Source organism: Paenibacillus nanchangensis (assembly GCF_046543445.1).
GTDB classification, from domain to species: Bacteria; Bacillota; Bacilli; order Paenibacillales; family Paenibacillaceae; genus Paenibacillus_AQ; species Paenibacillus_AQ nanchangensis.
This window is the reverse complement of the sequence record NZ_JBHOFD010000027.1, coordinates 73,888-92,180: the sequence shown is the minus strand read 5'-3', so window position 1 is coordinate 92,180 and position 18,293 is coordinate 73,888. Positions and strand designations below refer to the sequence as shown.

11 protein-coding genes are annotated in these 18,293 nt (G+C 49.4%); 2 read left to right on the top strand and 9 right to left on the bottom strand.

Annotated elements, in window-relative coordinates:
* Positions 1-145: 145 nt before the first annotated feature.
* The 8 genes from ACE6ED_RS20625 to ACE6ED_RS20590 all read right to left on the bottom strand — a co-directional run bounded on the left by ACE6ED_RS20625 (position 146) and on the right by ACE6ED_RS20590 (position 14,560).
* Entirely contained in the window at positions 146-4,771 is a 4,626-nt protein-coding gene (locus tag ACE6ED_RS20625) for a family 43 glycosylhydrolase (RefSeq protein ID WP_410829292.1), read from the bottom strand.
* A gap of 314 nt (positions 4,772-5,085) precedes the next feature.
* Positions 5,086-6,849 carry a glycoside hydrolase family 2 protein gene (locus ACE6ED_RS20620; RefSeq protein WP_410829291.1) on the bottom strand — a complete coding sequence of 588 codons (1,764 nt, stop codon included), beginning with the start codon at positions 6,847-6,849 and terminating at the stop codon, positions 5,086-5,088.
* 34 nt (positions 6,850-6,883) lie between these two features.
* Positions 6,884-8,737, bottom strand: a complete 1,854-nt coding sequence (locus ACE6ED_RS20615; protein ID WP_410829290.1) for a sensor histidine kinase — start codon at positions 8,735-8,737, stop codon at positions 6,884-6,886.
* 19 nt (positions 8,738-8,756) lie between these two features.
* A complete protein-coding gene (locus ACE6ED_RS20610; protein WP_410829289.1) occupies positions 8,757-10,202 on the bottom strand; it encodes a response regulator in 1,446 nt (481 codons plus the stop codon).
* Positions 10,203-10,319: 117 nt separating this feature from the next.
* On the bottom strand, positions 10,320-11,912 hold the full coding sequence (locus tag ACE6ED_RS20605; RefSeq protein WP_410829288.1) for an extracellular solute-binding protein: 1,593 nt from the start codon (positions 11,910-11,912) through the stop codon (positions 10,320-10,322).
* A 125-nt stretch (positions 11,913-12,037) separates the two neighbouring features.
* A complete protein-coding gene (locus ACE6ED_RS20600; protein ID WP_410829287.1) occupies positions 12,038-12,934 on the bottom strand; it encodes a carbohydrate ABC transporter permease in 897 nt (298 codons plus the stop codon).
* Positions 12,928-13,878, bottom strand: coding sequence for an ABC transporter permease (locus tag ACE6ED_RS20595; RefSeq protein ID WP_410829286.1), 951 nt, complete (start codon positions 13,876-13,878; stop codon positions 12,928-12,930). The genes ACE6ED_RS20600 and ACE6ED_RS20595 overlap by 7 nt, the downstream gene beginning before the upstream one ends.
* Positions 13,879-14,029: 151 nt before the next feature.
* Positions 14,030-14,560, bottom strand: coding sequence for a PadR family transcriptional regulator (locus ACE6ED_RS20590; RefSeq protein ID WP_410829285.1), 531 nt, complete (start codon positions 14,558-14,560; stop codon positions 14,030-14,032).
* Positions 14,561-14,704: 144 nt separating this feature from the next.
* Between ACE6ED_RS20590 and ACE6ED_RS20585 the strand changes: the two genes are divergently transcribed.
* Positions 14,705-15,925 carry a cytochrome P450 gene (locus tag ACE6ED_RS20585; RefSeq protein WP_410829284.1) on the top strand — a complete coding sequence of 407 codons (1,221 nt, stop codon included), beginning with the start codon at positions 14,705-14,707 and terminating at the stop codon, positions 15,923-15,925.
* Positions 15,926-15,998: 73 nt separating this feature from the next.
* On the opposite strand, the gene ACE6ED_RS20580 is transcribed toward ACE6ED_RS20585, so the two are convergent.
* Positions 15,999-16,850: a helix-turn-helix domain-containing protein gene (locus ACE6ED_RS20580; protein ID WP_410829283.1), complete on the bottom strand. Its 852-nt coding sequence runs from the start codon at positions 16,848-16,850 to the stop codon at positions 15,999-16,001.
* 118 nt (positions 16,851-16,968) lie between these two features.
* Here ACE6ED_RS20580 and ACE6ED_RS20575 point away from each other — a divergent pair, with 118 nt between their 5' ends.
* On the top strand, positions 16,969-18,138 hold the full coding sequence (locus ACE6ED_RS20575; RefSeq protein WP_410829282.1) for an epoxide hydrolase family protein: 1,170 nt from the start codon (positions 16,969-16,971) through the stop codon (positions 18,136-18,138).
* The last annotated feature ends 155 nt before the right edge of the window (positions 18,139-18,293 follow it).

The following is an 18,293-nucleotide window of genomic DNA, read 5'->3' as shown; positions in this document are numbered from 1 at the left end:
TCTAAAGGCTCAAATTTTTCGTATATTGAATTAGAAATTTCTATCCCTCCAAGATTCCCCGCAGGTTTTTCATACCGATCATAATGTGGACTGTCCTTGGAATGTAACTCTGCTTTTGGGGGAGGTTTATATGCTTTTTTTGTCTTTACTCATTCAGCGTATATAGACGGATAAAGCGCTCAAGTATGGCGGACACTTCAGCCCGGGTGACAACATGGTGAGGCTCCAAAAGGTTTCCTGGCCTGCCGTTCAGGATTCCCGCAGCTGCAGCCCAGCTTATGGCATCTCTTGCCCAGGCGGAGACCTCACCGCTGTCTGCAAAGTTCTTCCTGTTACTGGTCGCTGCAGGCTGTCCGGCGTACCGGTGCAGGAGCGTGATCAGCTGCTCCCGGGAAATGGCAGCCTCCGGGGCGGTCCCGTCGCTGATCCCCGCGGCCACTGCCCAGTCTTGCGCCTTGGGGCCGCCTTCGGTCTGGGCGCCGTCCAGCCGGGCAAGCACGGTGAAAAGCATGGCCCGGTTCATGGACGCCTCGGGGGCAAATTTCCTTTGCCCCGTTCCAAGGAACAGTTCGCGGCTGGTGGTAAAGGCAATCGCCTCGGCAGCCCAATAACTGTCCGGCACATCGCTAAAGGTGATCTTATTGTCGAACAGTTTTATCCTCATGTCGCCTTTGACCAGGATCCTCAATCCATCTTTCGTTAGAACGGAAAATCCAATAATTTTCCTGGACCCGTCTTCTCTAACCGAATAGGCTGCAGTCGAAGCGGAGGCATTTTTGACGGGAATGGTCACCCGCGCTTGCGCCACGCCTTCGGGCAGCTGGACGTCGGCCGTTACTTCCCCCAGAGAATTCATGGTGGTCTCCACCTTGACTCCCTGTGTATCGGTGACAATGGAACGGCTGCTTCCATCAGGCTTGTGCACGGTTTCGCGTTTGCTTCCGTTCTGCTTTGTGACAACCTCGCTGAGAGTACCATTGCTCTCTTCCGTTATGACTTTTGTATCGCCATTCGGCCAGATGGTGGTCTCCGTAACCGTTCCGGTTACCTGGTCGATGACTCTGGTAGTTGTGCTGCCGTCTCCATTCTTTATTGTTGTGGCAGCCGGCGCAGCCGGGACAGCAGGTCCGGTGCTGCCGCTGCCGCCGCTGGTCTCTTCGCCGCTTTCCATGCTGTCGGTATATACACTTACGGTCACTGTGCAGGTAGCGGTGTAACCGCCGTCCGCAGTGGTTGCCGTTATCACAGCTGTACCGGCGGCATGAACCGTCACAAGACCGCGTTCATCCACCGTAGCAACAGCCGGGTTAGACGTGCTCCACGCCACGCTCCGATCGGCTTCAGCGGGTTTTACATTTGCTTTGAGCTGGATCGTGGAGCTTCTGTGGTTGGTATACAGCTGGGCGCTTGTATGGTTTAGGCTTACGCCTGTGACACGAATCGGTTGTTGATAAGCCGTAATGGTTAACTCCACGTGAGGACTGGCTTTATGGGTTTCCGTCTCATGATATCGAACCCAATACGTCCCAGGTGCCAAGTTTGCGATGACGGTCTCATTCTCCCCTACGCGTGACCAGGTGGCCCCAGCGTCCAATGACCATTCCATGGAGGCATTTACACCCGTGATCCGCCCGTCCTTGGCTTTTATCGCTGTTTCGTCGGTTTTTTCAAGCCCTTCGGGCGCAGTCTTCGCTCCTCCTGTAATCACTGCTTTGAAATCATCGAAGTCGATGGATGCATTGGCGTAGCCGTCGATGCCGAACAGCTGTCCAATCAGCTTGTCGCCGCCTGTGTGGCGGAAGGTGTAATCATTGGCCACCGCGATATCGTTGATATAGACGGAATACGTCTTAGCCTCCCAGTTTGCCACCATCTTGATTTTGTACCAGGTATGGTTTACGACGTTTTGGACGGCTTTCTTGGTCCCCCCATCCTGCACGATAAATTTATCCCTATCAAAGGCCGTGACCATAGAATAGTTATTGGTACCGCTGTCATTTCTAATCATGGCCCCATTGGCGTACGGGAAATTGCTGTTTACTCTGGCGCGATATTCGATAACGATGCGCTGACCTGCTTCAGCCTTTACCTCGCCTACATAAGGCAGGAGCAGGTTGGCCTTACCCGAAGCTGCCGTTGTGGCCAGCCGCAGGAATTTATTCCCGTTTTCTTCTTGTATGGTTGCGGTTGCGCCATTGGTCAAACCTTCGGCGGTGAAACCGTAAGGGTACTTGCCTACCGTATCGCCAGAGAAATCCCGGTAAGCGTTATAAACTATCCCATCTTGTATATTGTGGAGCGAACCTAACAGAGCGGCTTCTGCTTCAGCAAGATTATCCAGCTCCTTCTCAAATTGTGTTTTGCTTAGCTCCGGATCTCCGGCCCTCTCCTCCGCTTTATCAACCGCGGCAACGAAGGCGTCATATTTGGATGGATTGTAGTTGCCCAACCCCTCGCCTAAAGGATAGGAGAAATTGGCCAGCTTATTGCGGAATTGGTTTACAATTTCGTCAAGGCCCCATCCAGGAACAACTTCTACGGGAACTGTGGAAGGAAACACCCGGTCACCCGCTTTTAGAAGGACAAGCACCTGAACTGTGCCAAGGGAACTGAAGTCAATCTCTTCCGGCTCCCAGGCTACAACCTCCGCCTGCATCGGCTCGCTATTGTAGACAACATCCACAACGCGGGGCGGCTTAGGGGCCACTCCGGAAGGCGTCTTCACTATTGAAACTACACGAACCGCATCAGCAGCAGCAGTTACCGTCACTTTAAATGCCGCTTTTTTGCTGTTATATTCGGCAGTAATCAAGGCTGTCCCCGGGTTAACCGCATATACCGTTTGGGTGACCGTATCAGACTGAATCCGGGCCACCTCGGGATCGCTGCTGGAATACTGAGCATCTGCTGTCACATTCTGCACTTCATAGTTGTTATAGCGTGCTGTCACCTGCAGGGGGCGGCTTTTCTGTCCGCTGGCCAGAATGTTGTCCACCCCCCCCAGGCTAACAGACTGTACGGATTTAGGTTCAGCAGCAACTGTAACGTTGGCCGTGGCTGTTTTCCCGTTATAGCTTGCAGTGATGGTGGTGCTGCCTGCACCGACAGCCTTAACTTGAACTCCTCCGTCAATAACAGCAACCTTTGTGTTGGAAGAACTGAAGACAGCGCCGTTATCAACTGGGGTATAGGTAGCGCCTGTTACCGTATAGAGGGGTAAACTGCGGGTTTCCCCCATCCCCAGCGTAAATCCTGGAGTCTCAAATAAAATTTCCGCAGTATCCAGCTTGAACAGATCCAGACTGTCGATCTCGGCAAAATGGTTACCCTTTGAGAACCGGATAACGTTGTCGCCTTCCTTAAGATAGATCTTTGCTGTGGAAGCTCCCCAACGATTCGCCCCGGAATAGACGATGTTCAAATTGGCGCCGGAGCTGCCGTTGACCGACAAGATGTGGGAGGCTTCCGCCGCATTGGATGAGCCGTTGGCATTGCGTACAGACATCAGATAAAATCCGGTCTCCGGCACGTTTACCGTAAACTGGGCATAGTCATTGGCATTGTTGAGGTTAGCGATCTTCATCCTGCCCGAAGCGGTGTTTTCCCGCCGGACCGCCGGAGAAGTTTCGCCGCCCGGGTCTTTTATTAGCAGTGCATCTTCTGCCTCATAACGCTGCCGCGCCGGCTCACCGGAAGGCACAGCAATCGGTGTGTTTGGATCGGCGGGTTCCCCAAGGTTCGGCGTGTTATCGCCGTTCCAGCTAAGTTTCTGTGTATGGACTTTGCGGGTCCAACCTGACCCCGGCCAGCGGGCGGCATGATAAATAATCCAGTCCTCGGTGCCGTCGGGCGAGGGGACGATGCTGTGGTGGCCCGGCCCGTAAACCCCATTGGCGCTGGAGAAAATCGGCTTATCCTGCTTGACCCAAGAACCGGGATTCAGCAAATCGCCGCCAATTTTTGCCGTGATCAACCCAAGGCAATAACTGTCCGTCCAGCTTCCGTTGGCGGAATAAACCAGATTGATGGTGCCGCCTTTTATCGTGACTTGGGGGCCTTCATTGATCCTGCCCGGTGATGTTTCCCAATCATGCTCAGGCGTCGAAATCAGTACCCGTTCCGAGCTGATGGTCCGTGGATCATTCATTTTTGCGATATATAAGTTTTGGAAGCTTCCGTCCGTTTCTTCCCAGCCTGACCAAATAAAATAGTGCTCCTCATTTACAGTCAGCACCGTGCCGTCAATCGCCCAGCGGTCGGTGGAATCAGTGATCTTCCCTTTGAACTCCCAGTTCCCTGTCAGCGGATTATCACTGGCGTTCTCCAGCACGTACATGCGATGGTTGGCGTTGGTTCCGTTGTCTGCTGCAAAATAAATGTACCATTTGAATTGGCCATCCGTATCTTTGAGATAATGCATTTCAGGCGCCCAGACATTGGAACTGTACATGGTGTCCTTAACCGGTGACCAGGCTAGTCTTCTTTCGCCCGCATCTATGCCGGTGATGGTCTTCGCTCTGCGGATATTGATACCGCTGCCATTGACAAAAACGTTGTAGTAATAGCCGTCCTTGTGTTTGTAAACCCATGGGTCGGCTCCTGTCTGCATGATGACATTGTAGAAATCCGGCACATTTCCCCCCCTCCGTACGGATGCCAAATCTTGCGTTTCCAGCGCCGATTCTGCAGCAACTGACCCTCCGCTCCATTGCGGAAGCAGCAGCAACACCGCGAGACAACATAGCAGATACCTGAACCTTTTTTTGACCATTCGCATTCCTCCCCGGGATCATAGATCGTCAAGCACGGTTCCTGAACTTGGCCTTATTGATTTATCCAGCCAATAGCCTCAGTCTACCTTCCGGACAATATCTTAAAAAATGTACTATCTTAAATTGTTTTTGTAACCGTTTTAGAAAAGACGTGCCGGCTGCTGGAGGAGCCTCGATATTCATCCTAGCCGCTTCGGAGTTTAGCCTCCATTCAGCTGCAAAAGCTTGCTGACAGCAAAAAAGGACACCATCCCTATTTAAGGTATGTGTCCTGTGACTGTCTCTAAAGCTGCAGATATGCTGCCTGCTTCCCCTATTTTGCCTTCCCGGCAACGATTTCTTTTATTTTTTCCAGCGGAACTTTGGGAACCCGGTCATAAGTCAGCAGACCGTTGATCTCCTGTTCCACATCGGTCAGCTGGGTATAACACATGCCTTGGACATGAGGCGATTGCAGCAGCGGCTCGATTACGTCGGCCAGCTTAACCAGGAAATCCTCGTCGTTGTCCGCACCGGAATAGCCCCAGCCCTCCCAATCACTTTTTTTATAGGCGATCCCCCCGAACTCTGTCACCAGGACAGGCTGACCCGCATATTCAGTTCCGCCTACAAACAGTTCCCGGCGGGACGGCTTGAACTCCAATGCGCGATCCAGGTTGCTGTAGCGTTCTGTCAGGTCCTGGCGCTTCCATTCATAGTCATGAATGGTGACCAGGTCCGTGGTCACCTGCTCCCAACCGTCATTGGAGATAACCGGCCTGCTGTCATCCAGGGATTGGGTCAGATAATACATCGCCATGGCATGGCGCTGCTGCCGCTGATCGATTAGGATGTTAGGGACCCCCCAGCTTTCGTTAAGGGGAACCCACACCACCAGAGACGGATGGTTGTAGTCCCGCTCCAGCGCTTCCTGCCATTCCGCCGTCACTTTGCGCACATATTCCTCCGAATACGCATAGGCATTGGCCATTTCTCCCCACACCAGATAACCCAGCTGGTCCGCCCAATAGAGGAAACGGGGATCCTCTATTTTCTGGTGCTTGCGTGCGCCGTTAAAGCCCATTTGTTTAGCCAGTTCAATGTCATGCTTTAAATCTTCGTCGCTGGGGGCCGTCAAAATCCCCTCCGGAAAATACCCTTGATCCAGCACCAGCCGCATAAAATAAGCCCGGTTGTTCAGCATTAGCCTGCCCGCTTCCACTGCGATCTTGCGCATGCCGAAGTAGCTCTCCACTTTGTCTGTCTCCATGCCGTCCACAAAAAGTGTAACGGTTACATCATACAGATTGGGACGTTCCGGAGACCACCAGCGGCCCAGGCCATGATCATTGAAATCATGGAGTCCGATGGAGCGAGACTCCTCCGCATGGTCAATGGATAAGGTTGTGACCGTCCGGTATTCGTCCTTGAAGCGGATTTCAATACGGACTTCCGCCCTGCAGCCTGCAGGAGCCTGATTCAAAAAGGTACGGATTTGGATTTCATTACGGTCAATATCCGGCTTGAACTTCAGCTTCTTGATGTAATGCTCCGACACAGGCTCCAGCCAGACCGGCTGCCAGATTCCAGTTGTCCGGGTGTAGAAGATGGAAGCCGATTCTTCCTTCCAATACTGCTTCCCCCGCGGCAAGGTCACGTCTTTGCTGAAGTCCTCCACGCGCACAACCACTGAATTCTCTCCAGCTTGCAGAGCCAGCGTAATATCCGTCTGAAACGGCGTATGTCCGCCTTCATGATAGGCCACCTGCCTCCCGTTAACCCAGACCGTAGCCTGGTAATCTACCGCGCCGAAATGCAGGATGATCCGCCGGCCTGCCCATTCCGCCGGGACGGTAAAGCTGCGCTTGTACCACACCAGATCGTGGAAGCCTGTTTCCCCAATACCGCTTAACTTGCTCTGATAAGTGAAGGGAACCTGAATCTGGCGGCTGAAGGCTTGATTCCCGCTGCTCCAATTCCCGGCGTCACCCCTCCGTTTATCGTCAAATTCAAACTCCCAGGTTCCATTCAGATGCTGCCAATCCGCTCTGACCAATTGAGGCCGTGGATAATCCGTCCGCAAGGTGGTTTGTGTCATCGTTGTCATCCCTTTCAATTGAGTATTTTAAAGTTTAATTTAAGCCAGCCTCTCTTCTGCTGTTCTTCTGGTGGTTTGCGTTAATGTTGACAGCTGGAATCTTTACAGTTACGGTTGTTCCTTCGCCAAAACGGCTTTCTATGGTTATTCCGTAACTTTCTCCGAACAGCAGCCGGAGCCTGTTATGGATATTGGATAATCCGATGCTTTTAGCCGGCTCTCCGTCTGTCGCATGCTCCGGATACGCCAGACTAAGCTTAGTCTGTAGGCCAGCCAGTATTTCCGGTTCCATCCCTCTCCCGGTATCCGCAATTTGGAAGCACACATCCCCATTCGCATCTAGGTTTCCGGTAACAAGGAGCTGTCCTCCTTGATCTATCCGCTCCAGCCCATGATAGACTGCATTTTCCACAATGGGCTGGAGAATCATCTTGGGAGTTTTTAGCTCCAATAGTCCCTCTTCCACATCAAGATCCATGAAAAATTTATTTTCGTACCGGATGGAGATAATGTTCATATAAGCCTGTATACAGTCCACTTCTTCCCTGATCCGCACAAACTCGTCTTGCTTTATGCTGTATCTGAATATTTTGGACATGCAGGACGTAATTTGCGCGATCTCCCTGCTTCCGTATTCCAATCCGATGCTGCTGATGCAGTTCAGCGTATTATAGAGAAAATGGGGGTTGATCTGGCTCTGCAGAGCAGCAAACTCCGCCTGTTTCTGGTTCAGCTCGGCTTCATATAACTTGGCCTGGGTATTAAACATGTCCCTTGCCATATCCTCCATATCATTCATCATCCGGTTGATGTCATCGGCCAGCAAGCCTACTTCATTGGTTGAACGGACTTTTATGCGGAAACCCCTGTCCCGCATCCCTACCCTTTTCATATCCATAACAAGTCCCATCACAGGGCGCATCAAATTGTTCATAAAAAAACTGCCCATTAAGATCATGCTTAAAATAATTCCAATCCCCGCGATGATGCTGACATTCCGCATGGAGTTCATATCCGAAGTCAGTTCATGCACCGGTATCATACTCACAACCCGCCAGCCATCCGCCTGCTCCAAGCCATTGACCTGGACAAGGACATCTTCTCCGCCAATGGTGGTTTTGACTCCGCTAAGTAAGATGTCCTTATCCATGGACAGAACATCCCTGAACAATACGCCTTGGGCTTTGGAATTGGTGGAAGCAATGATCTCATCCCGGTTATTTAGTATGTACAAGGTGGAGTTGGGCGTTAGTTCCGTATTAGCCACAAGTCCCTGCAGCTTTTTCATATTGATCATTACGGTGCAATAACCTGTAATTTGGGAGTAATAGACTCCCCCGATGGCCTCCACAATCGGTGCTATATAAAAGAACTGCTCCGTTCCTGTACTGTCGTCTCTTAAAATGGTGGTGAACATTCCCTTATCCCGCAGCGAAGGATCATCCTTATATTTCTGGATAAAGGCAGCATAACGATTATGAAAAAACACATCACCGCTTTCGGATGCCAGACTGTAAAGCGGCCTTCCCTCAATATCATTAATTACGATTCCGTCCACATATGAATTAAACGATCGCATATATTCCAAAAGGTCCAGCGCATAGGGCCCGATATCAAACGCTCTTTTGTAATCATCTTCGACTACGGTAAATTCCTGAATCCGTCTGCTGTCGACCGCAATGCCGGTGCTGACCCTGATATCACTGAACACCGAATCAATCTTGCGGCGGGTTTGCTCAATCATCTGGTTGCCGTATTTGGCTGCCCTCTTCTGGGTTAAGTCTGAGAAGCTGTAAAAAAAATAAAACTCCATGACGGTGAATATAACGATCGAGAAAAAAAAGATAAGCCATATTTGATGTTTCAATTTCAGCTTACTGATCTTCATGGCCCGCCGCTCCGTTCTCTTAGCTTTTCCTGAATTTGGTGGGCGTCACTCCGCAATGCTTTTTGAACACTTTATTGAAATAATAATAATCCACATACCCGGCCTTAATGGCGATTTCCTCAATGGACAAATCCGTTAGCTTCAGAAGCTCCCGGGCTTTTTTGATTCGGAGCTCCGATATATATTCTGAGAAGGTTTTGCCCAGATTTTTTTTGAATAATTGACAGCAATACACCTGATTGATAAAAAATTGAGCGGATAAGTCCTTCAAATACAATTTCTGCTCAAAGTGCCGATTGATATAGGCGATCATCCGGTTGAAACAGGACAAAACGTCCCCTTCCTGTAAAGGGCGGTTATTCCCTTCTTCAATGGATGCGAGGACCTCATGCAAAAAACTGCACAGCGATTCAAAACGCTCAAATCGTTCCTTGATTTCAGAATAATTGAGGAACTCCAGTTCCATATCCTTTAATTCCTCGGAATAGGTGTTTATAAGGATCCCGACTGCCTGATTCCAGAAGTAGACAACCTCAGACATGCCTAGCTGGTGATCCCGGAAATATTCCTGCAGCCCATTAATGTACACATTAATGTCTTCCACTTGTTTTCCCTGGATGATACGGTAGATCTCATCAATACATGGCTTCACCAGATTAGGTTTGGGCTCGTAGTAAACAACACTTCCGGTGGTTTCCTCCAGAAAAAACTGGGACGCGGACAAATCGGCTTCTTTAATCAGCTTCCCCATCTGCCTGATCTGGTTGGAGATGCTGCTGATACCCGCTGCATGGAAGCCCTTCTTGTTTAGGAACCCTCCATGCCACTGGCCTTCCAGACAAGCTCGATGCTCCGCTATCAGAATAACCAGCATTTTATTGGTTCCGGCCTCCACCTCTACAGCCTTAACCGACTCTTCATTCCAATGCACCAGCTTTCTGAATGCCTTGTGTTCGCCTTCAAAATAAATGGAAAGCACCCGGAAATAACATACAGCTGCGCTGCCTGAAAATGGCAGGATGCGTCGGATCACATCCTGATCCACAGAGGTCAACGCATCCAAAAGGAGTTGATTTCGTGCTGCGCTTCTCCGGGAGAAGTGGGCAGCCAACTTCGCAATGAACGGATCCGCCAAATCCACATCCAAAGGCTTCAGGAGATAATCGAGTGCGCCGTAACGCAGCGCCTCTTGGGCATATTCAAATTCCGCATATCCGCTTACGATGACAAATTCAGTATCCAGCCCTGCTGCTCGGGCTTTCTTCATCAAATCCAGTCCGGAAATTTCCGGCATACGGATATCGGTAAATACCAAATCCGGTGCATCGGCAAGGATGGCATCCCATGCGTCATAAGCGCTTGTATATTGTCCTATGATTTCAAAATCATGTTTATCCCAATCAAAGGCGTTGCGAACTCCTCTAAGTGCCCACGACTCATCATCCACAATCATGACCTTGTACATGGGTATCCTCCTGAATATTGAATTCCTCCGAATAGTAGCAGGGCTATTCGGAGTTGACGAATGAATAACGGATAAACCATAGTAAAGAACAATCTATGGCTTATCCGTACATAGGGATTACTTGCTCTGGGCTTTGATTTCTCTGTAGTTCTTCACATTCTCATCCTGAACAGCCTGACCGCCGGCGTCCATGTACTCTTTCACCAGTTTGTCATAAAGGGCGTCAAACTCTGCCGGCTTGGCAACGATCAGCCTGTCAATCATTTGCTTGTTCATATCGCCCAACGTTTTGCCGTACTTGATATTAGCTTCGTTCGGGACGCCGTAAAAGAAGGCACTATAGCCGTCTGTCGTATTAATCCTGTATGAATCGATCGCCAGTTTCTCATAACTCGGTTCTCCGGCTGCCAAAGCCGCCGCGTACGTTTTGACATTCTTTTCGGTGTCGCCCAGCTCTGCACCGTTAACAATCAGCGTATAATCCATATTCAAATTGCTCGTTTGCATATTTTCTCCGGATTGCTGTATCCCCTGGGGAATGTCGTTTACCAGGGTATGGTTGACGCCTTCTTTTCCAAACTGCAGGAAGAACAGCACTTCGGGGTCAGCCATCCAGTTCAGATACTTCATAGCCAGCTCTGCATTTTTGCTGGTTTTCGGAATGAAGGAGAACAGCCCGTTCTCATTGTATACCTCTTTCAGGTACTTGCCCTCATGGTTCTTGAAAGTATCCACAGGAACATAGTTGGCATCCGGGGCATTTTGTTTTAGGGGTTCACGAATTTTTTGTGACAAAGGATAATCCCAGTTCGCAGCGTAGAAACCTACCTTGCCATTGGTCACATCGGCATCCGCTTGTTTGGTTGTTTTGTCCAGTGCAAAGTCTGGGCTGATCAGTTTTTCATTGTACAGTTTATTAAGCCATCTATACGCATCTTTGTGCCCAGGCTTTAGCCAGTTGGTGGTGGTCACAAACTCCTCTTCCGACATCGGCCCCCAGAAAGATTGAACCAAGTTGCCGAAGGTGTAGTTCATCCCAGCAGCCGCTGTTGCCCACGGAATGACACCGTTTACATTGCCTGGGTTTTTGTCGCGGAAGGCAACCAATGTTTCATACAATTCATCCCGATTTGTCGGGAGGGGCATTCCTAACTTATCCAGCCAATCCTTGCGGATAAACATGCCGTTCCAGGCAAGCAGAGTCCGTTTGGCTGGAATGGAGACTTGTTTGCCTTTATATTTCCCGTAGGAAAGCACCTTCTCGCCCAGGTAAGATTTTAGCTGCTGGCCATGCTCCTCCAGCAATTCATCCAAGGTATACAGTCCACCGCTTTTTGCGAAGCGGGTTACTGTAGTCCCGTCGTAGGTGAAGGAAACATCGGGAGCTTCGCCGGCAGCCATTAACACATTCAGCTTGTCGATTTCCTGGGAACGGGGCACAGGGACAAATTTTACAATGGCGTTATTGGGCTTGCCGAATTTTTCATTAACATATTTGGTCCACGTGTTGTTGTTAAGGTCAGGCTGTCCCTGAATCCCTCTGTCGAACACTTCCACGGTCAATGTTACAGGAGGAGCGGAACCGTCTGACCCTGCTGATGATGCCGTCTCTGGGGTGTTTGTGTCACTGTTTCCACAGCCTGCCATAACCATAGTCAGCAGCGCTGTGCTCATTAACAATGCTATTTTCTTTTTTATGCCAGTTTTCACTCTAAACCACCCTTTCCTATTGAATGTATTGAAAATCATCCGTTCTGTAAATCCCTAGCCTCCTTGCATTCATTATCCGCGAGCCCGGGAAGCTTTCACCCCCTTTCTCTTGGTCTGATTTCCCGTTAGCCTTTGATCGCTCCGGTCATCACACCATCCACGAAATACTTCTGCAATTTGGGATAGATCAACAAAATGGGGATGGTTGTAAACATAACGCTTGCCGCTTTCAGAGACTCAGGTACGATGAAAGAGCCGATGCTTCCTTCCCCTCCTTGCTGGCTATCCAGCTGCTGATTAGCCGATATGATTTGGTACAGCTTCATCTGCATAGGATACAGTTCCTTTTTTGTAATGTAGAATAGCGCATCCTGGAATCCGTTCCATCTGTCCACCGCATAGAAAAGGCTTAATGTGGCAATCGAAGGCATTGAAAGAGGAAGCACAATCTTGACAAGTATCCCCAGATCCGAACATCCGTCAATGGCAGCTGATTCCTCCAGGCTCTCCGGAAGATTCGTGAAGAAGGTCTTCAGGATGATCATGTTAAACACGCTCATGGCACCCGGTAAGATTAAACTCCACACCGTATTCATCATTCCCAGGTTTTTCACCAGCAGATAGGAGGGAATCAAACCGCCGCTGAAATACATGGTGAAGACCAGTGCCGATAAAATAAAGTTTCTCCCCATCAGGCGTTTTTTCGTTAACGGATAAGCTGCGCAAATGGTCAGGAACATACATACCAGGGTGTAGAAGATCGTAAGGACAATACTGTATCCAAGCGTATACAGCATATCCACATCGCTCAGGATCGTTTTATACGTTTCCGTTGTGAAGCCGACCGGCCACAGCCCCACTTTTTGGGAGATAATCGCTTCATTGGAGCTGAGGGAAAGCGCTATCATATACAGGAACGGAACAATACATGTGAAGGACAACGCTACAATAAATACGATAATCGCAATATCCGCAACCGACATCTTTTTCTTTTTGCCCACACGGTCAGCCATCCTCACCATATCCCATCCTCACCTAATTTTTTCGCGATAAAGTTTGCGGATACCAGCAGGATCAGGCCAACCACGGATTGGAATAATCCTACCGCTGTTGCCTGGGAGAAATCTCCCGAGCTAATGCCAACTCTGTACACAAAGGTACTGATCACATCGGAGTAATCGCTAACCAGTGAATTCCCCATTATAAAAGGACGATCGAACCCAATGGACACCATTCTGCCTATCTGGAGAATCAGCAAAATGTTGATGGTTGACTTAATGCCGGGCAGGGTGATATGCCACATTTTGCGAAGCCTGCTGCAGCCGTCCATGTCGGAGGCCTCATACAACTCTTTATTGATCCCGGTAATGGCCGCCAGGTAGATGATCGTGCCCCAGCCGATATTTTGCCAGACGCCAACGGAAATGTAAGTAATCAACCAAGGCGTTTTCTGTGATAAAAACTCGATTTTCTCTAGTCCCAAGCTGGCCAATAAATTGTTGACCATACCGCTGTTGGAGAACATCAGATAGACCATCCCGCCAATAATAATCCAGGACAAAAAGTGGGGCAGGTACAGGACGGTCTGGGTCATTTTTTTAAATCTTGCCTGCCTCACTTCATTGAGCAAAATAGCCAGAAGAATAGGCGCCGGGAAACCCGCGATCAGGTCCAGAACGTTCAAAACCAGCGTATTCGTCAATGCGCGGTAGAAGCTGTCTTGCTCGAAAATAAACCGGAACACATCCAGTCCTACCCACTCGCTCCCCTTAATCCCTTCAAAAATGTTGTATTCCTGGAACGCCATAACCAGGCCATAAATGGGAGCGTACTTAAATATCAGGATATACGCCATAGGCAGCAGCAACAGAAAATATAACAGACTGTCTCGTTTGAGGTTGTGCAGGAATTTATTTTTCCTTTTTGTTGCGGCGTACTCTCGGGAGCTGTTTAAAACCGCTTTCATTTATCTCACCCCTCCAACCGATTTAAGGAGCTCTCATGTCTCTCATCGTACCTTCGAAAGCATGAGAAAAAAATGTACTCCCTTAAATCAATTTTGTAATAACTTAAAAAAAGTGGAAGGATACTTGGACCGTTTTCTGTTTTTGCAAGTTCTACCGATTTTCCGATCTAGAGGTTTGGGCTTGTTGCAATAACTGCTTCACCCATGTCCTTTCGTTCTCCGTTTGCGCTTTTTTGAAACGAATAACTTCTGCTGTGAACCAATTTTCCAGGTGGGCATTATCGATCCTGTGATAGTGTTCCAGTTCCTCCTCCAACACGCTCAACCGTTTATTCAATATGTCGATCTGCAGATCGAACTCAAGCCGGTCAAACAATGCAACGCGAACGAGAAATTCCAGCTGATTGACAGCCGCTCTCTGCGGAAAATCGCGGATGAGTTCCTTGAAAATTTCTTTTCCCGTCTCCGTTAGCAGATAGATGTGCCGGTCGGGCTTTCCCTCCGCTTTCTCAACCTCTTTTGTCATAGCCCCCATGTCTTGAAACCGCCTCAACGCGGGGTAAAGTAAATTGTTGTTGATTTCAAATGACTCTCCGAGAGCTTCCTGAACGTTTTTTTTGATTTCATACCCGTGCTTAGGACCGCTCAAAAGTTGGCCTAAAATCAATATATCTGCATACATAAAAATCACCCTTTCATGATTATTTCGTGAAAAATTTTCGGTGATATTTCCTATAATTGTATTTTGTGTGTTAAAATCTCTTATAGGTTAAATTAACATAGGTTATATTAACCTACAATTTGTTTCGCTATAGGAGGGAACAGGATGAAGACTTATCGCCAAGTGATCGTACTGGAGGAAATTTCCAAGCTTGCGACAAAACAAGCGCAATGGGAACCGTTTCCCTGGTACAAGGACATGAGAGACAACAATCCAGTCCACTACAATGCCGAGCAGGATGTTTGGAACGTGTTTTCCTATGACCATGTGAAGCGTGTGCTATTTGACCATGAACTGTTCTCCAACAAAAAAGAACGAAGTATGATCCCGGTACCCCACCAATTGGATAACCGGAGCAACGTCAACTTGGTTGATCCCCCGGATCACCGAAAACGTCGAGCCCTTCTCTCCCAAGCGTTTACTCCCCGAAGCCTCAAGGATTGGGAGCCTAGGATCCAGGAGATCGTTGACGAACTAATCACGGATATGGAAGGCGCTCCTGTCGTCGATATCGTGCAAAATCTAGCGATTCCGTTACCAGTTACCGTCATAGCGGATCTACTTGGGGTCCCTTCCCGGGATCGCCACCAGATTAAGAGATGGTCCGATATCCTTTTTCTCCCCTATAATTTGGAGGCTTATGCCGACATCGAACAGCAAAAGGGCAGCGCCATGAAGGAGTTCAGTGAATACTTGTATCCCCTCGTTTTAGAGAAACGGAAGCATCCGGTAGACGACATTCTCTCCGACCTGGTCAAGGCAGAATTGGAGGGTGAGCAGCTGACGGATGAAGAAGTGGTCATGTCCGCTATCGGGCTGCTTGGAGCGGGCAACGAAACGACGACTACGCTGATCTCCAATATTTTCTTCTGTATGATGTTCGATCAACCGGGCATTTATCAAGAGCTGAGGGCCGATTTCTCTTTGGTCCCTAAGCTGGTTGAAGAAGTATTGCGCTTCCGTTTTGGAGCGACAATCGATCGGAAGGTAGCGAAGGATACCGATGTTTTCGGCCCACAGATGAAGGCGGGGCAAGTTATCGTGGCATGGATCGGCTCCGCGAACCGGGATGAATCGCATTTCGCTCGTGCTGATCAATTCGATATTCATCGTCCCGGCAATCAGCAGCATTTGACTTTTGGAGCAGGTCCGCATTTCTGCCTGGGTGCCCCGCTCGCGCGGATGGAAGCGAATATGGCCCTTGCCTCATTTGTTAAGCGGTTCACCGATCTCCATTGGGTAGATGGATTCAACCTTGACGAGCATTTAACCGTTTCGGTCACGGGTCAGTCTTTGAAGAGTCTTCCTGTTCGAGTGAGCCTTTAGTTATAATAGCTTTTTTATCGCACAGAAAGCCCTGTAGAGGGCTTTTTGTATTTTGCCGCATATAGAGATTCGTCTATAAAGCCCCTGCCAGCTTGCGGGAGGTCACCCGATAGGTGGTTGGAGACATCCCCAGCTTGGCCGTAAACTGTTTGATGAAATAAGTATCATACTCAAACCCCGTGGCGCGGGCAATTTCTGTCAGGCTCATATCGGTATGGGTCAGAAGGTCGCGTGAAACCTTTAACCGATAGGCTATCAGGTAACCCATCGCCGTTTTTCCGCATTTTTCCTGAAAGCGTTTATTCAGCGATACACGGTTTAGATGAGCGCAATCCGTTAGTTCCTGCAAGGTAATCTTCCGCGAGTAATGCGTATGGATGTAATCCAGCACGGCATCGACGGGCGAGTGCTCCCTCTGCTGATTCAATTCCTCGAGCAGCCCTAAAATCTGGATCAGGTATCTTTTGATCCTGCATACCCATAGGGAGTCACTTTGCGCTTGAACCTCCATGCCCAGCACAAAAAACCATTCAAATAACAGCGGATAAGCTGTTTCAGTTATTCGGGGTACACCATAACAGCCCTGCTCTCTTTGAAATAAGGAAAGGCCTGTATGAATCCTTGGCACTGCCGGAAACGACTTTAATTCAGAAAGAACAGTCGAGTTCAAAAACTCCAGATGGAAGCTGAAGGATTGGGCAGCAATGCTGCATTTTTCCGTTACCTCCACCTTATCCCCGTCTGCCAGACAAAGAATTCCGGGGGCGCTTATCGATACAGGTCGCTCATTGAGAGTACCTTTAAGGCTTCCAGACGTAATAAAAATAAGCGAAAGCCGCTCAGGATAAGGCAGTGCCGCAAAATTCTCCATGGGAGCAAATTCTATTTTTACGGTCCGGTTTTTGTATCGGTCTATTTGAGGCATCTTCGTCGCCCGCCTATCAAATCGTATAGTTAAATGCTTCATTTATAACAGTGTAGCATGCCGGCCCGAAGGATATAATGGCGTTGTGGATCCCCAGAATAAAAGGAGGAGCAGCGCTATGGCTGTTGAACGTTTTCACATTCATGTCTCTGATAAAGTCCTTGATGACCTGCAAGACAGGCTGCACCGTGTCCGCTACCCCGACCAGTTGGAAAACGCTAATTCCAATTGGGAACGGGGGACGAATCTGCAGGCTCTACAATCGCTCATCTCGTATTGGAAGGACCATTATGACTGGCGCGCTCAGGAATCGGTCCTAAACCGGCTGCCTCAATACCGCTGTCAAATTGACGGAATCGATGTACATTTCGTCCATGAACGCGGGAAAGGTCCCGCACCTTTGCCTTTAATTCTCACCCACGGGTGGCCGGACAGCTATCTGCGTTATCAAAAAATCATCCCGCTGCTGACCGATCCGGCCAGCTATGGCGGAGACCCGGCGGATGCTTTTGATGTCATCGTCCCTTCGTTACCCGGCTTTGGTTTCTCCAGCCGTCCCGCACATGCCGGCGTAAATAATTTTCGCGTCGCCGAAATGTGGGCTAAACTCATGACAGAGGAATTAGGTTATGACCGGTTTGGTGCCGCCGGCGGCGATATCGGCTCCGGTGTAACCCGCTACCTAGCTTCCAGCCACCCCGAACTGTTAGTTGGCATACACCTGACGGATATTGGCATCATCCGGGATCTTATGGCTGCGCCGGAGCCGGACAAACTTTCCGAAGAAGAACGCCAATACAGGAAAAACGCTGCAGAATGGATCGGCAAAGAAGGCGGTTATATGTCGCTGCAGATGACACGTCCGCAGACGCTCGCTTACGGCCTTTCCGATTCTCCGGCTGGTTTAGCGGCCTGGCTAATGGAGAAATTCCGGGCCTGGAGCGGTTGCGGCGGCGACCTCCTGAACACGTTTAATTCGGATGAACTGATTACCCATATTATGATTTATTGGGTTACCAACACCGCAGGCTCATCAGCCCGGATGTATTATGAAAATGCAAACACACTGCCCCCGCTGGCTAATATAGAAGTCCCGACTGGTCTGGCTTTATTCCCGGCAGATATTCTGCTGCCTCCCAAGGCTTGGGCTTCCCGCAGCCTGAATATTACCCGCTGGACTCCGATGCCCCGCGGAGGCCATTTTACCGCCTTGGAAGAACCCGAGGCGTTGGCCGAGGATATCCGCGCTTTTTTCCGGCCGCTTAGGAACACGAAGCTTCATTCGTGACAAAATGTATCATTGTTAGCTACCGAAGCACGGGTAGGATACGCGTCCGCGCTGCCTGTATCGCAAGTTTAGGGCCATCCTTCGCGGATGGCCCTTTTTGGTCTTGATTTAAAAAAGTTCGGTGATTTTTGTTAATGCACAAGATTAATCATCAT

What these genes read in the sequence shown, in the direction of transcription:
- ACE6ED_RS20590 (WP_410829285.1), bottom strand. Translation starts at nt 14,560, where the DNA reads ATGTATGCAGATATATTGATTTTAGGCCAACTTTTGAGCGGTCCTAAG.
- ACE6ED_RS20615 (WP_410829290.1), bottom strand. Translation starts at nt 8,737, where the DNA reads ATGAAGATCAGTAAGCTGAAATTGAAACATCAAATATGGCTTATCTTT.
- ACE6ED_RS20620 (WP_410829291.1), bottom strand. Translation starts at nt 6,849, where the DNA reads ATGACACAAACCACCTTGCGGACGGATTATCCACGGCCTCAATTGGTC.
- ACE6ED_RS20600 (WP_410829287.1), bottom strand. Translation starts at nt 12,934, where the DNA reads ATGGTGAGGATGGCTGACCGTGTGGGCAAAAAGAAAAAGATGTCGGTT.
- ACE6ED_RS20595 (WP_410829286.1), bottom strand. Translation starts at nt 13,878, where the DNA reads ATGAAAGCGGTTTTAAACAGCTCCCGAGAGTACGCCGCAACAAAAAGG.
- ACE6ED_RS20585 (WP_410829284.1), top strand. Translation starts at nt 14,705, where the DNA reads ATGAAGACTTATCGCCAAGTGATCGTACTGGAGGAAATTTCCAAGCTT.
- ACE6ED_RS20575 (WP_410829282.1), top strand. Translation starts at nt 16,969, where the DNA reads ATGGCTGTTGAACGTTTTCACATTCATGTCTCTGATAAAGTCCTTGAT.
- ACE6ED_RS20625 (WP_410829292.1), bottom strand. Translation starts at nt 4,771, where the DNA reads ATGGTCAAAAAAAGGTTCAGGTATCTGCTATGTTGTCTCGCGGTGTTG.
- ACE6ED_RS20610 (WP_410829289.1), bottom strand. Translation starts at nt 10,202, where the DNA reads ATGTACAAGGTCATGATTGTGGATGATGAGTCGTGGGCACTTAGAGGA.
- ACE6ED_RS20580 (WP_410829283.1), bottom strand. Translation starts at nt 16,850, where the DNA reads ATGCCTCAAATAGACCGATACAAAAACCGGACCGTAAAAATAGAATTT.